Raw genomic sequence first — 16,324 nt, forward strand, 5'->3', positions numbered from 1 at the left:
ACATTCCGGCCGCAATTGCAGTCTTCATATCAATACCTGAATCACCAAGATAAATGACCTGGGCGGGTCTAAGTGCCATAATTCGGGCAACGTGAAGAGCCCCATCAGGTGCAGGTTTCTTAGGAAAATTCGGGCTCTCACCGATAACTGCGGTAAATGTAATATCAGGAAAGAATCTTTTAATAAAAAGTTTAGTAAATTCATCCGGTTTATTAGAATGGACCGCCATTTTTATGTTTTTTGTTTGTAAATCTTTGAGCAAGTTGAATATACCTGGGTAAGGTTTTGTATTTTTGTACCAGTTTTTCTGATATTCATATTTCATTAATTTCACACAATCATTAATTATTTCAGGTTTATGCTTTTCTTTAGGGATCACTCTTTCACATAATACCTTCATCCCTTCCCCTACAAAATAATAATAATCTTGGGTTTTATAAACTGGAAACCCCAATTTTTTTAAAACTTCATTCATTGAATCGGCAATATCTTTAATCGTATCAAGGAGTGTCCCGTCTAAATCAAATATGACTGCTCTGAATACCATAAAATCAAGAAGTCATTTACTACATGTAGATAAGAAGGAACAGCAAGTACGAAACACAATTCAGTAGAAAACTATTGATTACGTATTAAAATCCCCCTAAATCCCACTTTGTAAAAGGGGGAATAAAGGGGGATTTATTCACATTATCAGACTTAATCTATTCCTAAAGACCAGTGAATAAGCACTCTAAGCCTGATTTACTTTCTTACTTCGATCGGGGTATAGGAATAAATACAATTTATGTTTTCACCTCTTATCAAATCATAACCCTCAACAATGAATTTAATCGTTCCTCTTCCATAGTAGTCGTTATTTGCACCATCTGCATCATCAAGGTCATCAGCAATTCCCTCATCAACTATAATGGAAACTGTATAACTGTAGTCTTTTCCACCCGCAATCTCAATCGGTGGTACATAAGTCTCAGAACGGCTTGCCACCTGTGAACCATCTATGTCAAAGAATTGCCAGCGAAGCGATGTTATTGCAACATCCTTTTTTGCCTTTTCTTTTAAGGTAATTGATAAATCCTGAGATGCTGAACCACTACCCCAAGGGTTCCAACCGGGATTGCCCGGACCGGTATCAGTATCTGGAACATGGAAGGTTACAAGTAAAGTATCGGTTGTGATTTCTACTACCCCTACATCTTCATACCAGGCAACCGGTTCCTTTACACAGTTTATAAGCACAAACAATAATACCAATAATCCAAAACCAAGATATTTTTTCATAATACCTCCTGTTCTTATACGCAATTTTAATCAAAACTCAAAAAAAGTCAATATGTAATATCCATGAAAATCTTGATTTATAAAAGAATAATTATATAATTAATTAATGTAAAAAGGGGGAAATATGATGTTTAAGAAGGATTTCATATTTTTTATTCTTTCTCCACTTCTTATCTGGTCATATACTTACAATGTTGGACCTGGTATGCCTTATGATAGCATCGGTGCAGTACCTTTAGAATCACTGAACCCTGGAGATACCGTAAAAATCTATTATCGCCCAACGCCTTATTGTGAAAAATGGGTGATTGCCCGCACCGGCAATGCAAATGCGCCGATTGTCTTCCACGGGGTTCCTTCAGCCTACGGCGAATTACCTGTGATTGACGGAAGAAATGCAGTCACCCGACTTCAACTTGATTACTGGTCTGAGAACCGCGGAATAATAAATCTTGGCGGCTCAAGTATCCCCAATCAAACTCCTAATTACATCATTATTGAGTATCTTGATATAAGGAGTGCCCGACCACCTTATACATTTTATGATGACCAGGGACAACTTCAAAGTTATGCCAGCAATGCCTCAACGATCTATGTGGTATCAGGTAGTAATATTATAATCCGAAATTGCATATTGCACGACTGCGGCAATGGATTTTTTGTTGCCTATCAGGGCAAGAACATCACTGTTGAAGGTTGTTATATATTTGATAATGGAATTGAGAATAGTATATACGAGCACAATAATTACACCGAAGCCCAAGGAATAATCTTTCAATATAATTATTTTAGTCATTTGCGAACTGGGTGCCTTGGCAATAATCTCAAAGACCGTTCATCAGGTTGTGTAATAAGGTATAACTGGATTGAATGCGGAAATCGCCAGTTGGATCTGGTTGATTCGGATTATCCCGAAATATACAATGATACAACATACCGCAAGACATTTGTTTATGGCAATATTTTGATTGAACAGACGGATGAAGGAAATAGCCAGATTGTTCATTATGGTGGTGATAGCGGTGATACCACCCATTATCGTCATGGGAGATTGTATTTTTATAATAATACAGTAATTTCTAAACGCTCAGGCAACACCACACTCTTCCGTTTATCAACCAATCTTGAATCCTGCGATGCGCGAAATAATATTTTTTATGTAACTGCATCAGGTAACCGTTTGGCAATACTCGCAGAGTATGGGTTATTGATAAGCAGGCACAACTGGCTAAAGCCAAACTGGGTAATTTCTCACAGCACATTCCAGGGAACATTCATTGATTCAGGAGGGATTATCACTGGGACTGACCCAGGATTTGTTGATTTCAACAATGAAGATTTCCATCTTTTGTGGAATGCACAGTGTCGCGATGCAGGCACATTTCTGGCACCGCAGGTTTTGCCCCAGCATAATGTGGTATATCAATATGTTAAACACCTTTACTGCGAAAATCGACCCTATGATGGAATTTTTGATATTGGTGCGTTTGAATACGCTTCAGGTGGAATTGAAGATAAGATTTGTAACAAAATTAGAGGATCTGTCGCAGTAGTTTTGCTTAAGAAAAATACTTTTCAATTTTTTCTTAATATGCCCGGTGTTTTAAAATTTTATGATTCAAGTGGTAGGATTGTCTATAATGCGGGGCAGATAAACTCAAACAAGTATGTCTGGAATGGGAATTTTCTACCTATGGGTGTTTATTTATATAGATTTAACACTGCACAGGGGGATAATAAAATGGGAAAGATTGTCATAGTAAAATAGTTGTTCTATTGACAATTTAAATTTTATGGATATAATACGATATATCTTAAAAAAGGAGGTATGGTGACAAATTTACATTTTAACTTCAAAGATGTTTTTCGTGCTGGACGAATTGGTTTCAGTGCCAAGAAGATGTGGATCAGTTTTATTGGTCTGCTGATCGGCGGCATCGGATATACAATCCTCTCTTATATTGCGTTTATTGCCGCAGGATTTGAGATAAGTGAAGTTTGGTCAAGTTATCGTCTTATGCCTATTTTAATTCAGGAAATGGGATTTCCCTGGTACTCATGGATAATATGGATAGCAGGAATTATCTGGTGGCTCTGTGTAACTTTGATCACTGGTGTGGCTGTTTCAAAGGTCACCTATGAACAACTGAAAGGTGATGAATTTTATGAAATAAAAGAGGCATTTAAATTTGCATTGAAAAATGGTAAATCAGCAATACTCGCCCCGTTTGTTCTCATAGTCTTTATTGCCTCACTCATTGTAATGGGAATCATTCTCGCTCTAATAACCTGGGTCCCCTATTTCGGACAATTGTTCTTCTCAATTATGGCTATACCTGCCTTCTTTGTATGCATCTTCATTCTTTATCTAATTATTGTAACGATTGTCTCTTTGATAATCGGACCTTCAATTGTCGGCATCACTGGAAACGATACCTTTGATACTCTCTTTGAATCATTTTCAGTTATAAATGACCAACCCTGGCGTTTTATTACCTATGGATTTCTATTAAAACTTGTTATGATTATCGGCGTTGCGATCCTCGGATTCTTTGCGGCAAAGGCAATATTTTTATGCTACACAGTGATTGGCATCATTGTTCCGGCGGAGAAACTTGGCAATATATTCAGCAATGCAGCATATTATGTTAAACTTGTCATACCGGATTTCTACCCTGAATCGGTAAGAAATCTTATAACCGGATATGTGGAATGGATAGGCATGCCAAATCTTCTATTTCCACCCGAATATGTTCCTGCTTATGAAACATGGGCTGGTGCAATTGCCTCTTTTATTCTTGGAATAATTTATTATTTAATAATTCTCGGCGTAATGTCTCTCGGTTGCTCAATCTATTATGCCGGAAACACACTGATATTTACTGTGCTTGTGAAGAAAAAAGACGATAAAAATCTGCTTGAGATAAAAGAAGAAACTTTTGAGGAAAAGGTGGAAGAAAAAACTGAAGAAAAAGAAAAGGAAGAAGAGAAAAAGGCAAAAAAACAGCGTAAAAAGGAAGAAGAGACAACCGAAGAAAAACCACCTGAAGAAAAGAAAGAATAAAAATAAGTAATTATTAAATGATAAGGGTAGTGGAAATAACATTCCATTACCCTTTAGTTTGCTTAAAGAAATATGAAGAGTGGATATGTAGCAATAATTGGTGAGCCAAATGTGGGTAAATCCACATTGCTCAATCGTTTAATAAATACAAAACTTTCTATTGTCAGTAATAAACCCCAAACAACGAGGAATAAAATCTTGGGTATTCTGACAGAAAGTGAATGTCAGTGTATATTTATTGATACACCGGGCATCTTTGAACCAACCTATGAACTTCAGGAAAGAATGGTGAATGCAGCAAAAGAGGCAATAAATGATGCAGATTTATTGTTGTGGCTTGTTGACCCTTTTTTCAGGCCGGAAAAATTCCCCCTTAAATTCTTAAAATTTTTTGATGGCAAGAAATTGATCATCGTGGTCAATAAAATTGACCTTGTCAAAAAAAATGACATTTTGCCACTTATCGATAAATTAAAAGCATACAACCCTGATGAAATATTTTTAATATCGGCATTGAAGGGTGATGGTGTTGAAGAATTAAAACAGGCGGTTTTCCAAAAGCTTCCTGAAAGTCCTTTTCTATATGAACCTGACCAGATTTCTGATCAACCCGAGAGATTTTTTGTAAGTGAAATAATTCGTGAAAAATTATTTATCCATTTAAAAAAAGAAATACCCTATGCAACCTGTGTGATGATTGAAGAATTCAAAGAACAGGAAGGAAGAAAAATTTTAATAAGGGCAACAATATATGTAGAAAGGGATACACAAAAGAGAATTTTGATTGGGAGTAGAGGGAATTTATTGAAAAGAATAGGGACTGAAGCAAGGAAGGAAATAGAAAATTTATTGGGGAGAGAAGTTTATCTTGATCTGTGGGTGAAGGTCAGGGAAAAATGGCGCAAAGATCCTATCTTTTTAAAAGAACTCGGATATTGATGATGTTAGATGGTTGAAAGGAGGTATTATGGAAATAAAGAAAGTCGGAATAAAACCACCTGAAGGAACAAATGTGATATGTGGTCAGACACATTTTATTAAAACCGTAGAAGATTTATATGAAGCATTGGTAAATTCAGTTCCGGGCATTAAATTTGGTATCGGCTTTTGTGAAGCATCAGGACCCTGTCTTGTCCGATATGATGGCAATGATTCAGAATTAACAGAACTCGCCAAAGATTATGCCTATAAAATTGGTGCCGGGCATTTCTTTATTATCTTTATCAAGAATGCATTTCCCATAAATGTTCTGGATAAGATAAAAAATTGTTATGAAGTCTTAAATATCTTCTGTGCAACTGCCAATCCTGTAGAGATTCTATATGTAGAAGATGAACAGGGTAAGGGAATTATTGGTGTGATTGATGGTTATGCTTCAAAAGGTATAGAAGACGAAAAAGCAAGAGAAGAAAGGTATAAATTTTTGAGAAAGATTGGATATAAATTATAGATTATTCACCAAAATACTTTTGATTTACCATTTTTATAAATTCTTTTTGCTCTTCAGGGGATAATTCATAAACTTCATAGATTGGATCTTTATTATTGAGCTCTGGAGTTTGAGGTTGAGCAATCTCTTTTGTTGCAGGACGGAAAAAGAGCAAATATATCAAACCAAAAACCCCTAAGGCCCCTGCTGCCACCGGTATTACAATTTTGAACGGAAATGGATTTTTTGGCTTTGTCAGAGATACCCGTTCATGGACCGATACAAGAAATTCTTCCCAGTATTTATCATCCTCTTCAAAATCAGGGCAGGAACAACATACATCAATACACTGACGGATGAAGTAGAAATCTTCAGCACAACTCGGACAGCGGTTGATATGCTCCAGCATCAATTCTTTTTCTTCTGGTTCAATATCGCCGATAATTAAATCAATAATTCTTTCTTGAATTTCAAAACAATTCATATCTTACCCTTCAAATAATTTTTCAAATTTTTAACGGCAAGATGATAATTTACTTTTACTGTATTCACTGGCTTGTTGAGTATCGCACTTATCTCCTGATATGGCAATTCCTCAAGCGCCCTTAAAGTAAAAACACTCTTCTGAACCTCAGGCAATTTTGATATCGCATTATAAATAACCTCTTTCATTTTTTTCTTTTTATATTGCTCAACCGGGTCGTCCTTTGGAATTTCCAGTATCTCATCCTTTATCTCTTCTGATGGATGCTCTTTTTTCATAAAGTTTATGCAATTATTTACCGCAATCCGATATAACCAGGTCGTAAACTTAGAACGACCATCAAAATTTTTTATATTTCTGTATGCCTTTAAAAAAGTCTCCTGTGCCATATCCTTTGCATCATCATAATTCTTCAGCATCTTATAGCAAAGACTATGAACCTTAACCTCATGTCTTCGGACGAGTTCATCAAACGGCTCAACCTCACCCATTTTAACCAGATGGACAAGTTCTTCATCGCTTAGCTCCTGATATTTAGACAAACGGGTCTTTAGTTCGTTTACCTTTTCAATCAATGAGCCCTTCTTCTCTAACATATCTTTCAATTTCTATTCTTAATGACCTTATGGGTTTATTCAAATTTTTTGCTATTGATTTCAAATCCTGATACTCTATTGTAAAGCTATTTCTTCGGTTAAAATCAGCAACTTTTATCCGCAAATTACCCCATGGTGTTTTTACTTTTTTTATCTCCCTTTTTAGTTTTATCCGTTTTTTATAATCCATTCTTATACCGAGGGTTGTTGTCTCATTGAATATCGTATTTATTATTTTCTGATTAAAACCATCAGCAATCACACTAAGCAGGATTCCGGGTCTTGAATGTTTCATTATGACGGGTGTATAAAATACCTCAAGTGCACCTGCCTCATATAACTTTTCTAATATTAATTCAAAATCCTGGGGATTCTGGTCATCAATATTTGTTTCAATAACAAGGCACTCGTCACTGAGGCTCAAGTCAATTTCGCCAAGAAAAGCCCTCAAAAGATTGGGATAACCATCTAATTTTTTTGCACCGGCACCGAGTCCGACTCGTTCAATATTATTTATCGTCAAAGAATCCTTAAATTCAGCGATCGTGCTCAATATCGCCGCAGCAGTAGGTGTAGTAAATTCAAATTGTACAGGTAAAAACTCAACCGGTGCATTCTTTAATAACTGTGCGGTGGCAAGATTAAATGCAGGCATTTTCCCTTCAACTGTATCAATCAATCCGGTCCCTGCCTTTAAAGGTCGTGAATATACTTTATCAATATCTAAAAAATCAAGGGCTATAAGTGCACCGGTTATATCAATTATTGTATCAACATCTGCAAGTTCATGGAGATGGAGGTGCCGTGAACCGTGAACCTTCTTCTCAACATCAAATATACGGTTGATAATCTTTATTGCATTAGTTTTTATAGAATCTTTTAAATTACTTTTTTTAATCAGAGGGATAAAGTCTTTTTCTTTTACAATCTTTTTTGTAATAAATTCAATCTGTTTTGCCATTATACCCTGACGAGAGACCGATTCAACCCTGATTTTTAAATCAGGAATGAATTTTAAAGACTGTTTCAAATATTCTGTCTCAACGCCGAGGTCAATTAAACTTGACAGAATCATATCACCACTTGCCCCGAGTATTGGATCAAAATATATTACCCTCATATTAAATTTTATCCAAAATATAAAAGATTTCAATAGTTTGGTCATTGCCCTTGACATTTGCCTTTGTATTGGATAGCATAGAGTATGCAATTAAAAGATATTGCAAAAATTATCAAAGGCAAGTTATATGGTAGAGATATTGAAATAAAGACCATTCTACCACCTGAAGAGGCTGATAGAAATAGCATTACTTTTTTATTTAATACAAGTCTCCAAACCGAGGCGGGGGCAGTGATTTCTGAAGTAAGAATCAGTGGTAAAAATTGTATTGTTGTAAATAATTGCAAGAAAGCAATGTATTATCTACTCAAAAGAATTTCAAATTTGAAAAGGGAACCCCGCATTGCCTCAACAGCAGTGATTGCAAATGACACAAAAATTTCAAATTCCAGCACTATTGAAGATTATGCAGTCATAAAAAGTGGTGTAAAGATTGGAAAGGGTTGCTATATTGGATGCGGCGTTTACATTGATGAGGATGTAACATTAGGAGACTATTGCACAATTGAACATAATGTAGCAATATATAAGAATACAATCATCGGCAATTATGTTTACATTGGGGCAAATAGTGTCATTGGTAAAGAAGGATTCGGTTATGTAAAAATTAAAAGATATAAACGCATACCGCATATTGGTAATGTCATAATTGAAGACTATGTTGAAATCGGTTCCTGTGTTTGTATTGACCGTGCAACGATTGGAAAGACGATAATTGGTTCGGGTACAAAAATAGACAATCTCGTCCATATCGCACATAATGTTCATATCGGGGAAAATTGTCTTATTATGGGACAAGCAGGTATTGCTGGTTCTACAAAGATTGGTGATAATGTAATAATATGTGGCCAGAGCGGTGTCAGCGACCATTTAAAGATCGGTGAAAATGCTGTGATTTATGCAAAGAGTGCGGTTTTTTCCAATCTTGCCCCAAACAAAAAATATTCAGGGATTCCAGCCCGTGAGCATTACTTAGTGCTTAAGGCACTCGCAAGGCTTTATAAGGATCTTTAATGATGGGAAAAAAATGGACGATTCAAGGAAATTGTTTATCTGGTGGCAGTTGCCGTGTAGATTTTTACTCCTCAACTGATTTTTTTATCAATATCCATAAGGATGGAGAATCCTCAAAAATACTGCCGACTTTTAAAAACATATCTGTTGAAAATCATACGATTTCAATCGGAGAAAAAGTAAAAGTAGTTGAACATCTTTTTTCTGCCTTTTATGGGTTGAATATCTTCAATATTGGAATTGAGATTTATGGGGAAGAATTGCCATTCTTTGATGGCTCAAGTATGGATTTTGTAAAAATATTAAAGGATTTTCCCGTTAAAGAGAATAACGAATATCTGAAGATAAATAGAAATCTCTTTATCAGGGAGAGAAATTCATTTATTCTTTTTGAACCAAATGGAAATGAACTTTTTATTGATATGGAATTAAACCATCCCTATATAGGAGAACAAAAAATTTCTATTTTCGTCACCAAAGAAAATTATATTAAAGAAATTGCCCCTGCCCGCACATTCGTATTTACTGATGAATCTGACCCGAGATTGAAAAACTTACCTCCATATGGGATAGGCATAACCGCTACAAAAATTTATAGCACTGAGCCCCTGCGATTCCCTGATGAACCTGTGCGCCATAAAATCCTTGATTTGCTCGGAGATTTATATATCTTGCGAAAGAAACTGACAGGGAAAATTATCGCAAGGAATACATCGCACAAACTTAATTTAAAATTTGTCAAAGAGATTTTATCTATCGTTGGATAAGATTTAAACCCGACTCTTTCTAATCCTGATGATTGCACTGTAAAATGTATAGGCGATAATCACACCCCCGAATAGCCAGAACCAGAATGGAACATTATGGCCGAATATTGCAACATAAACAAAAGGGGCAATAGTTGTGATGCCAAGAACGATACCAAATATCCTTACCTGATCAAAATTTTTATCCTTCAATCCTCTGATAATTTTATATATAGAAAACCAGAAAAAAGGTGCACCACCAAAATAAATAACAGCAAAGACTACGGGATTAACACCATAATCAGTCTGAATTTTGAATAACCAGTTTTTTAAATACTCAATCAAGTTCAATGCTATTCTATCTCATCAAAGATAATCAACTTTTCTTCGGTCATCTCTTTTATTGCAAACTCCGGTCCTTCCCTGCCCAGTCCACTACCCTTCATACCACCGTAAGGCATATTATCAACACGGAATGTTGGTATTTCATTTATTAACACGCCCCCGGATTCAATCTCTTTAGCACATTTCAAAGCAAGATTTATATCTTTTGTGAAGATGCCAGTCTGGAGTCCATACTTTGTATTATTAACCTTCATAATAACTTCATCAATGGTTTTAAATTTATTCACTCCAACCATCGGTGCAAATGCCTCTTCCTGGATTATCTTCGCATTTTCATCAACATCAAAGATGATTGTGGGTAAAAAGATACTCCCCACTCTTGAACCACCAAGAATCAATATACCTTTATGTTTCTTTGCATCCTCAACAAACTCTTCTGCCTTTTTTAATGATGGCTCATCAATCATCGGTCCCATTTCTGTATCTTCAAGAATCGGGTCACCATATTTTATCTGACCAACCTCAAGTGATAATTCCCTCAAGAATTCATCTGCTATCTCTTCTTCTACATAGACCCTCTGGACTGAAATGCATACCTGTCCCGCAAGTGTATAACCACCTTTGCGAATCTTTTTTGCTACAAGTTTTAATGGCGCATCCTTAAATACAATTACCGCTGAATTTGAACCCAGTTCCATTGTCACTTTTTTCATACCACAGTTAGCCATAATCGTCTCTCCAACTTCTAATGAGCCGGTGAAACTCACCTTCCTAATTTCCGGCGCCCTCACCAGTGCCATTCCAACGGTTGAACCCGGACCAACGAGAACTGAAATTCCTTGTTCCGGTAACCCTGCTTCAATCAATGCCTCAGCAAGCATTATTCCTGAAAGCGGAGTCTTCGTTGCCGGTTTGAAAATGACCGCATTTCCTGCTGCTATCGCCGGTCCAATCTTATGGCAACTCAAATTTAAAGGAAAATTAAATGGCGATATCGTTAGAACGATACCCACGGGAACGCGCATATAAAATCCAATTTTTTTGGTTGAACCGGCGAGGTCCATTCTGACGGTTTCGCCTTTTAATGTCATTGCTGCAATACTTGATAGTTTTATCGTGTTTATTGCACGTTCAACTTCTGTCCTTGCTTCATTTATCGTTTTACCAACCTCCAGGCAGATTGTGCGGGCAAAATCTTCTTTTTTTTCAGAAATTATCTTTGCGGTCCGCTCAAGTATTTTTGCCCTTTCTCCTGCCGGCATGTTTTTTAATATTCTATAACCCTCTTGAGCAATCTGGATTGCTTCAGCAACATCTTTTTCTGTGCTCAATCCAATTTCTTCTATCAATTGATTATTATAAGGATTTATCACACCAACCTTTTTGTCTCTGATTACTCTTTTTCCTCTGATAAACATAATGAATTATATCAATATTTCTAAGTTTGTAAAGGAGAAAATATTTATAGCCTTTTTCTCTCCTGAGCGGGTATTGAATGTAAGATAAAGACGGCAAGGATTGTTAAAGAACCAATTATTAAACCGGTGAGCCTGAGAATAGTGAATGGTTTTAAAATATTTGAAATCAACCCAATCCCTGCTGCACAGATAAGAAAGGCAAGATTTATGACAAATTCCTTTGTTGCAAAAGTTCTGCCCCTGATTGATTTTAGAACATCCTCCTGCAAGATTGTATCCTGGGCAATACCCACAAAAGAAAATACCATTCCAGAAACAAATGCAATAGAATATAAAAATATGGGTGTAATGAAAAATGGTCCAACGATAAAGAATAAAGATAAAATCGTCATACTACATATGATTATCAATGGGCGATTGAATTTTCTGCCAAAAAATCCCATAAGTATGCCACCCAAAAACATTCCCGCGCCGATTATACCACCGAGCCAGCCCACACCCGCTGTTCCCATATTGAATGTTTGCTGGATTAAATATATCAATACCGTGTAGGCAATTGCTGCGGAAAAAGGTAAAACAAAGACCGAAATCATTACAAACATAACAACCCGGTCGTGAAATAGTAAATTTACCAATTCTTTTAAATCAAGCAAGAATAATCTAAGCGATTCTTTCAATTTTTTTCTTAAAGATATTTCACTTTTTGCTGATGGTTCAAATAATATTTTTGCACCCATACCAAGCGCAAGTAAACCAGCGATAAGATGGGTGCTCGCATCAATGTAAAATCCTAATCTCCAGCCTACCCATTTTATTAAATAACCGCCACCGACCATTCCTAAGAATGTGGCAATGCGGGCAATCGTTATAATAAAAGAATTTGCTGAGACGAGTTCATTATATTCAACTAAATCTGGAATTACCGCATTCTTTGCAGTATTATTAAAGACATCAAGCGCGAAAAATATAAAAACGAGTATCCATATTGGAACTAAACTATCAAATAGAATTACAAAACTCGGTGTCAAAAATATCAAAATGGATTGGATCAAATGGCAGCGAAACATTATGGTCTGCCGATTCCAGTGATCGACAATTACACCGACAAATGGTGCAAGTATTATTACCGGGAGTGAGAATGTTACGGCAAATTCACTGAATGCCGAGACCTTGCCCGGATATTTTGCACCGATGAGCGTAATTATGACCATATGGGTCAATCTGTCTCCTAACTGGGATGTTCCATTAGATAGAGTAAGAAATAGAATTCCCTTTTTCTTAAAAAGATTGAGCATATGGAAGTTTATTGATTATTTGGGAAAAGTCAATTGTACCCTGATAGAAAACTTTTTTGAATATATAAATTATGAATGGTCCGATTTACTCTAAATATCATTTCCCTGATTCTCATATTGGTGATAGTAATTCTTTTAAGGAGGCTAGGCTCTATGTTGCCTTGGTAGAATTTTTCAGGCACAAAGGACCCAACGAATGGTGGGCTTTTTTGTTTTTTTATAAGTATGAAAGGGATGACTCTCAAAGCAATTGATGCCTATTAGAGTTTCTAAAGATAACAATTGTTATATTTAACAGCAGACGGCATTAAAAATTTAATGAATTTTCATAGGGTTTTCAGGCACAGAATTTGCATTTATAGTAATTGATGAAGATTATAGATCTCTCAAGGTTACCTATAAGGAGAAAGGTGTTGGGCTACCTCTTCATAAGTGTTCTCATTTTATTGATTGCTGTCATTGTCTTCTCGCGGATAATCTTGCAAAAACAATTTCAGAATATAGCCTATGAACAGATAGATGACAAAGCTGAAATGGTTCACAAACTTATAGAGGCTGAAATACAAAGGCTTGTTCAAATTAATAAGGATTGGGGCGCCTGGGATGAAACATATTTATATGTCCAAGGAAGAAATCCGGTTTACAAGGAAAAAAATCTTATTCCTTCTTCTTTCGTCACACTGGATATTAGATTTATAATCTATTACGACCTTAATATAAGTATAATATACGCTGGTGAATATGAACCTGAACCTGATTCAATAAGAGAACCCGATAACGAATTACTCAATAAATTTGCTCAAATAATCCGCAATGAGCAATTAAGAAATTATTTAATTACGGGTGTTTGTACAATCATCAATAACGAGCCTTATCTAATATCTGCGGAATCTATCCTCACCAGTCAGCATAAAGGGCCTTTGGTTGGCTGGCTTTTAATGGCGAGAAGATTAGACCTGAATCCGATTATGCATTTAACCGGTATTAGTATTGATATCAGATATGATGACTCAGCGACTCTTTGTGCCTTAAGTAATGCAAAAGAGCAACACATAACTTCAAAATGGACTGAAAAAGATAGAATCTGTGCCAGCCATAAATTTTACGATGTCATATCTCAAAAAATGATTGCTGTAAAAATATCTGAAATCAATGAATTAATGCTGCAGGGGAAAAATACGGAAATATACATAATAATAGCAATCATTGTTTTTGGTTTTTTGATTTTCCATGCACTACTGATCGTGGTCAACACATCAATTTTAAAACCGATCGTCCGAATTTCTAAACAATTAGGCGAAATTGATTTAAATAAAACCACAAAAAAGATTGAAGTTTCCAATTACAGCAAAGAATTCAGTCTTCTTGCTGAAGAAGTAAATTGCATGCTCACAAAGATTGACCAGCAGAAAAAAGAAATCATTGAAAGTGAAAATAGATACCGTGACCTTGTGGAAAATGCCGAAGTCGGAATACTTATTGATGATATAGACGGCAATGTAGTATATTTCAACGATAAACTTGCCCATCTTTTCGGTTATACACCTGAAGAATTCAAAAAATTAAGTGTTGAAGATTATATTCACCCCGAAAGTCTTAAACTTGTGAGAATCTATCACCGGCAGAGAGTCAAAGGAGAAGCTAGTCCTAAAATGTATGAGATAAAGGGTATTCACAAAAAGGGTTATATAATTAATCTTGAAGTTAATACGCTTGTTCTTAAAAAAGAAGATCGGATTATCGGAACAAGAAATTACATCGTGGACATAACCGAGCGCAAAAGAATTGAGGAAAAATTGAGTATAGAATCAATTACTGATGAATTAACTGGACTATTCAACCGTCGCGGATTCTTTTCGTTTGCCGAACAGCAGGTTAATCTATCAAAAAGAACCGGTAAAGGGTTTTATATTTTTTATTGTGATTTGAATAATATGAAGCAATTAAATGATAGGTTTGGACATAGCACTGGAGATATTATGCTAAAACAGGTAGCAAATATATTAAAAAATAGTTTTAGAAAATCCGATATCATTTCTCGAGTAGGCGGGGATGAATTTGTTGTTTTGGCAAATGAAGCACAACCAGAGAGTATTAATGTAATGTTAAATCGTTTAAAAACTAATATTGAAAAATTTAATGAAACAAAACAATATCCGGATGTTTCTTTGAGTATTGGCTATGCATATTTTAACCCAAATAATTCAAAAACCCTTGATGATATCATTAATATTGCGGATAAGATGATGTATGAAGAAAAATTAAAATTCAGGCAAAAAAATTAGATATTGACCTTTATCAAAAAATTTGTATAATCAAAAGATGGCACTTACTGTTGTCAAATTCGGTGGAACATCGGTTGGCAGTGCAAATTTAATATTAAAGGCTGCACGCCGTGTGTTTGAGCAGAAGAAAAGCAGCGATGTTATTGTCGTTGTCTCGGCAATGGGGCATACGACCGATGAATTGATAAAACTATCAAGTCAGATAACAAAAAATCCGCGGGCAAGGGAAATGGATATGCTCCTAACTGCGGGAGAAAGGATTTCAGTTGCATTATTCACAATGGCACTACAAAAATGGGGATTGAAGGCAATTTCTTTCACCGGTTCACAGGTTGGTATCATTACTGACAATCGCCATACCGATGCGCGAATAATAGAGATTCGTGGTGAAAGAATAAAAAATGCCCTAAATCAGGGGTTTGTTCCTGTGGTCTGCGGGTTTCAGGGTGTGAGTTTTGAGAAGGAGATAACCACTTTAGGCAGGGGTGGTTCTGATACGACCGCGGTTGCCATTGCTGCTGCTTTGAATGCGCAGAAATGTATCATTTATACGGATGTGGATGGAGTATTCACCGAAGACCCAAATAGATTTCCCGGCGTGAAAAAGATAGATAAGATTTCTTACGAAGAAATGCTGGAACTTGCAAGCCGTGGGGCAAAGGTTTTACATCCAAGGGCAACCGGGATCGGTGCAAGATTCGGCATTCCAATTGAAGTAAAGAATAGTTTTAATAAAAAACCGGGCACACTAATTACCCATATAAACGGGATGGAACATCCAAAGCCCAAGGCAATAACTCATAGTGAAGGATTGTACTTAATAACCCTTGTCCAGGTACCAAAAAATCCTAAATATCTATCTCAGATTACGACTGAATTAACAAATGCCGGTGTCCATTTGAAATTCTTCTTCCACGGAATTTCTGATGCACCACATTTTGACCTTTCTTTCATTACGCCCCTTGAAGAACGGGAACTGGTACAAAAGATAATCAAAAGGCTTGCAAAGGGTTTAAAGATAAAAGAAATAAAAGAATCTCTTGATATCTGTTCAATGAGTATCATTGGTGCGGGTATCGGTTCTGACCACAAAATTCTCGCTGAAATATTCAAAGAACTTTCAAAAGCAAAAACCCATATTGAGGCAGTCACAACATCCGAATTATCAATCAATATATTCTTAAAGAAAAAATTCCTTGAGAAATCAATCAATTCATTATTGAAAAAATTTCAATTAAAGAAATAAG

General features: G+C 35.9%; 16 protein-coding genes. 8 read left to right on the plus strand and 8 right to left on the minus strand.

The window, feature by feature from the left end:
- The coding region (locus ABIL69_04630; GenBank protein MEO0123272.1) for an HAD family hydrolase at positions 1–547 on the minus strand (547 nt) is incomplete at its 3' end.
- Positions 548–744: 197 nt separating this feature from the next.
- Positions 745–1,281, minus strand: a complete 537-nt coding sequence (locus ABIL69_04635) for a hypothetical protein (GenBank protein ID MEO0123273.1) — start codon at positions 1,279–1,281, stop codon at positions 745–747.
- A 124-nt stretch (positions 1,282–1,405) separates the two neighbouring features.
- On the opposite strand from ABIL69_04635, the gene ABIL69_04640 reads away from it, so the two are divergent.
- The 4 genes from ABIL69_04640 (at position 1,406) to ABIL69_04655 (ending at position 5,795) form a co-directional block, all read left to right on the plus strand.
- Complete coding sequence (locus ABIL69_04640; GenBank protein MEO0123274.1) at positions 1,406–3,049, plus strand: right-handed parallel beta-helix repeat-containing protein; 1,644 nt, start codon at positions 1,406–1,408, stop codon at positions 3,047–3,049.
- A gap of 63 nt (positions 3,050–3,112) precedes the next feature.
- Positions 3,113–4,345 carry a hypothetical protein gene (locus ABIL69_04645; GenBank protein ID MEO0123275.1) on the plus strand — a complete coding sequence of 411 codons (1,233 nt, stop codon included), beginning with the start codon at positions 3,113–3,115 and terminating at the stop codon, positions 4,343–4,345.
- 72 nt (positions 4,346–4,417) lie between these two features.
- Entirely contained in the window at positions 4,418–5,284 is an 867-nt protein-coding gene (gene era / locus ABIL69_04650; protein MEO0123276.1) for a GTPase Era, read from the plus strand.
- Between the two features lie 28 nt (positions 5,285–5,312).
- Positions 5,313–5,795, plus strand: a complete 483-nt coding sequence (locus ABIL69_04655; GenBank protein MEO0123277.1) for an adenosine-specific kinase — start codon at positions 5,313–5,315, stop codon at positions 5,793–5,795.
- A 1-nt stretch (position 5,796) separates the two neighbouring features.
- On the opposite strand, the gene ABIL69_04660 is transcribed toward ABIL69_04655, so the two are convergent.
- Genes ABIL69_04660 through larC form a run of 3 tightly spaced genes read right to left on the minus strand, consistent with a single transcriptional unit; the run spans position 5,797 to position 7,974 of the window.
- The gene (locus ABIL69_04660; protein MEO0123278.1) at positions 5,797–6,258 is read right to left on the minus strand and encodes a hypothetical protein; all 462 of its coding nucleotides are present in this window, start codon (positions 6,256–6,258) and stop codon (positions 5,797–5,799) included.
- On the minus strand, positions 6,255–6,854 hold the full coding sequence (locus ABIL69_04665) for a sigma-70 family RNA polymerase sigma factor (GenBank protein ID MEO0123279.1): 600 nt from the start codon (positions 6,852–6,854) through the stop codon (positions 6,255–6,257). Before ABIL69_04665 ends, ABIL69_04660 begins: the two co-directional genes overlap by 4 nt.
- Positions 6,826–7,974, minus strand: a complete 1,149-nt coding sequence (larC, locus tag ABIL69_04670) for a nickel pincer cofactor biosynthesis protein LarC (GenBank protein MEO0123280.1) — start codon at positions 7,972–7,974, stop codon at positions 6,826–6,828. The genes ABIL69_04665 and larC overlap by 29 nt, the downstream gene beginning before the upstream one ends.
- Before the next feature lie 84 nt (positions 7,975–8,058).
- Between larC and lpxD the strand changes: the two genes are divergently transcribed.
- Both lpxD and ABIL69_04680 read left to right on the plus strand, forming a co-directional pair.
- Positions 8,059–8,988, plus strand: coding sequence for a UDP-3-O-(3-hydroxymyristoyl)glucosamine N-acyltransferase (gene lpxD, locus ABIL69_04675; protein MEO0123281.1), 930 nt, complete (start codon positions 8,059–8,061; stop codon positions 8,986–8,988).
- Positions 8,988–9,755, plus strand: coding sequence for a UDP-3-O-acyl-N-acetylglucosamine deacetylase (locus ABIL69_04680; protein MEO0123282.1), 768 nt, complete (start codon positions 8,988–8,990; stop codon positions 9,753–9,755). Before lpxD ends, ABIL69_04680 begins: the two co-directional genes overlap by 1 nt.
- A gap of 3 nt (positions 9,756–9,758) precedes the next feature.
- On the opposite strand, the gene ABIL69_04685 is transcribed toward ABIL69_04680, so the two are convergent.
- From ABIL69_04685 to ABIL69_04695, 3 genes are read right to left on the minus strand one after another with little or no spacing between them, the layout of a single operon-like run.
- Positions 9,759–10,085, minus strand: coding sequence for a hypothetical protein (locus ABIL69_04685; protein MEO0123283.1), 327 nt, complete (start codon positions 10,083–10,085; stop codon positions 9,759–9,761).
- Between the two features lie 2 nt (positions 10,086–10,087).
- Entirely contained in the window at positions 10,088–11,497 is a 1,410-nt protein-coding gene (locus tag ABIL69_04690) for an aldehyde dehydrogenase family protein (GenBank protein ID MEO0123284.1), read from the minus strand.
- Positions 11,498–11,541: 44 nt separating this feature from the next.
- A complete protein-coding gene (locus tag ABIL69_04695) occupies positions 11,542–12,792 on the minus strand; it encodes an MFS transporter (GenBank protein MEO0123285.1) in 1,251 nt (416 codons plus the stop codon).
- Positions 12,793–13,205: 413 nt separating this feature from the next.
- On the opposite strand from ABIL69_04695, the gene ABIL69_04700 reads away from it, so the two are divergent.
- Together ABIL69_04700 and ABIL69_04705 are read left to right on the plus strand one after the other, a co-directional pair.
- Positions 13,206–15,077 (plus strand): diguanylate cyclase, encoded by a 1,872-nt coding sequence (locus tag ABIL69_04700; GenBank protein ID MEO0123286.1) that lies wholly within the window; start codon positions 13,206–13,208, stop codon positions 15,075–15,077.
- Between the two features lie 37 nt (positions 15,078–15,114).
- Positions 15,115–16,323: an aspartate kinase gene (locus ABIL69_04705; GenBank protein MEO0123287.1), complete on the plus strand. Its 1,209-nt coding sequence runs from the start codon at positions 15,115–15,117 to the stop codon at positions 16,321–16,323.
- The last annotated feature ends 1 nt before the right edge of the window (position 16,324 follow it).

It is taken from the genome of candidate division WOR-3 bacterium (genome assembly GCA_039802005.1).
Taxonomy (GTDB): domain Bacteria; phylum Hydrothermota; class Tepidihabitantia; order SM23-42; family JAOAFX01; genus JAOAFX01.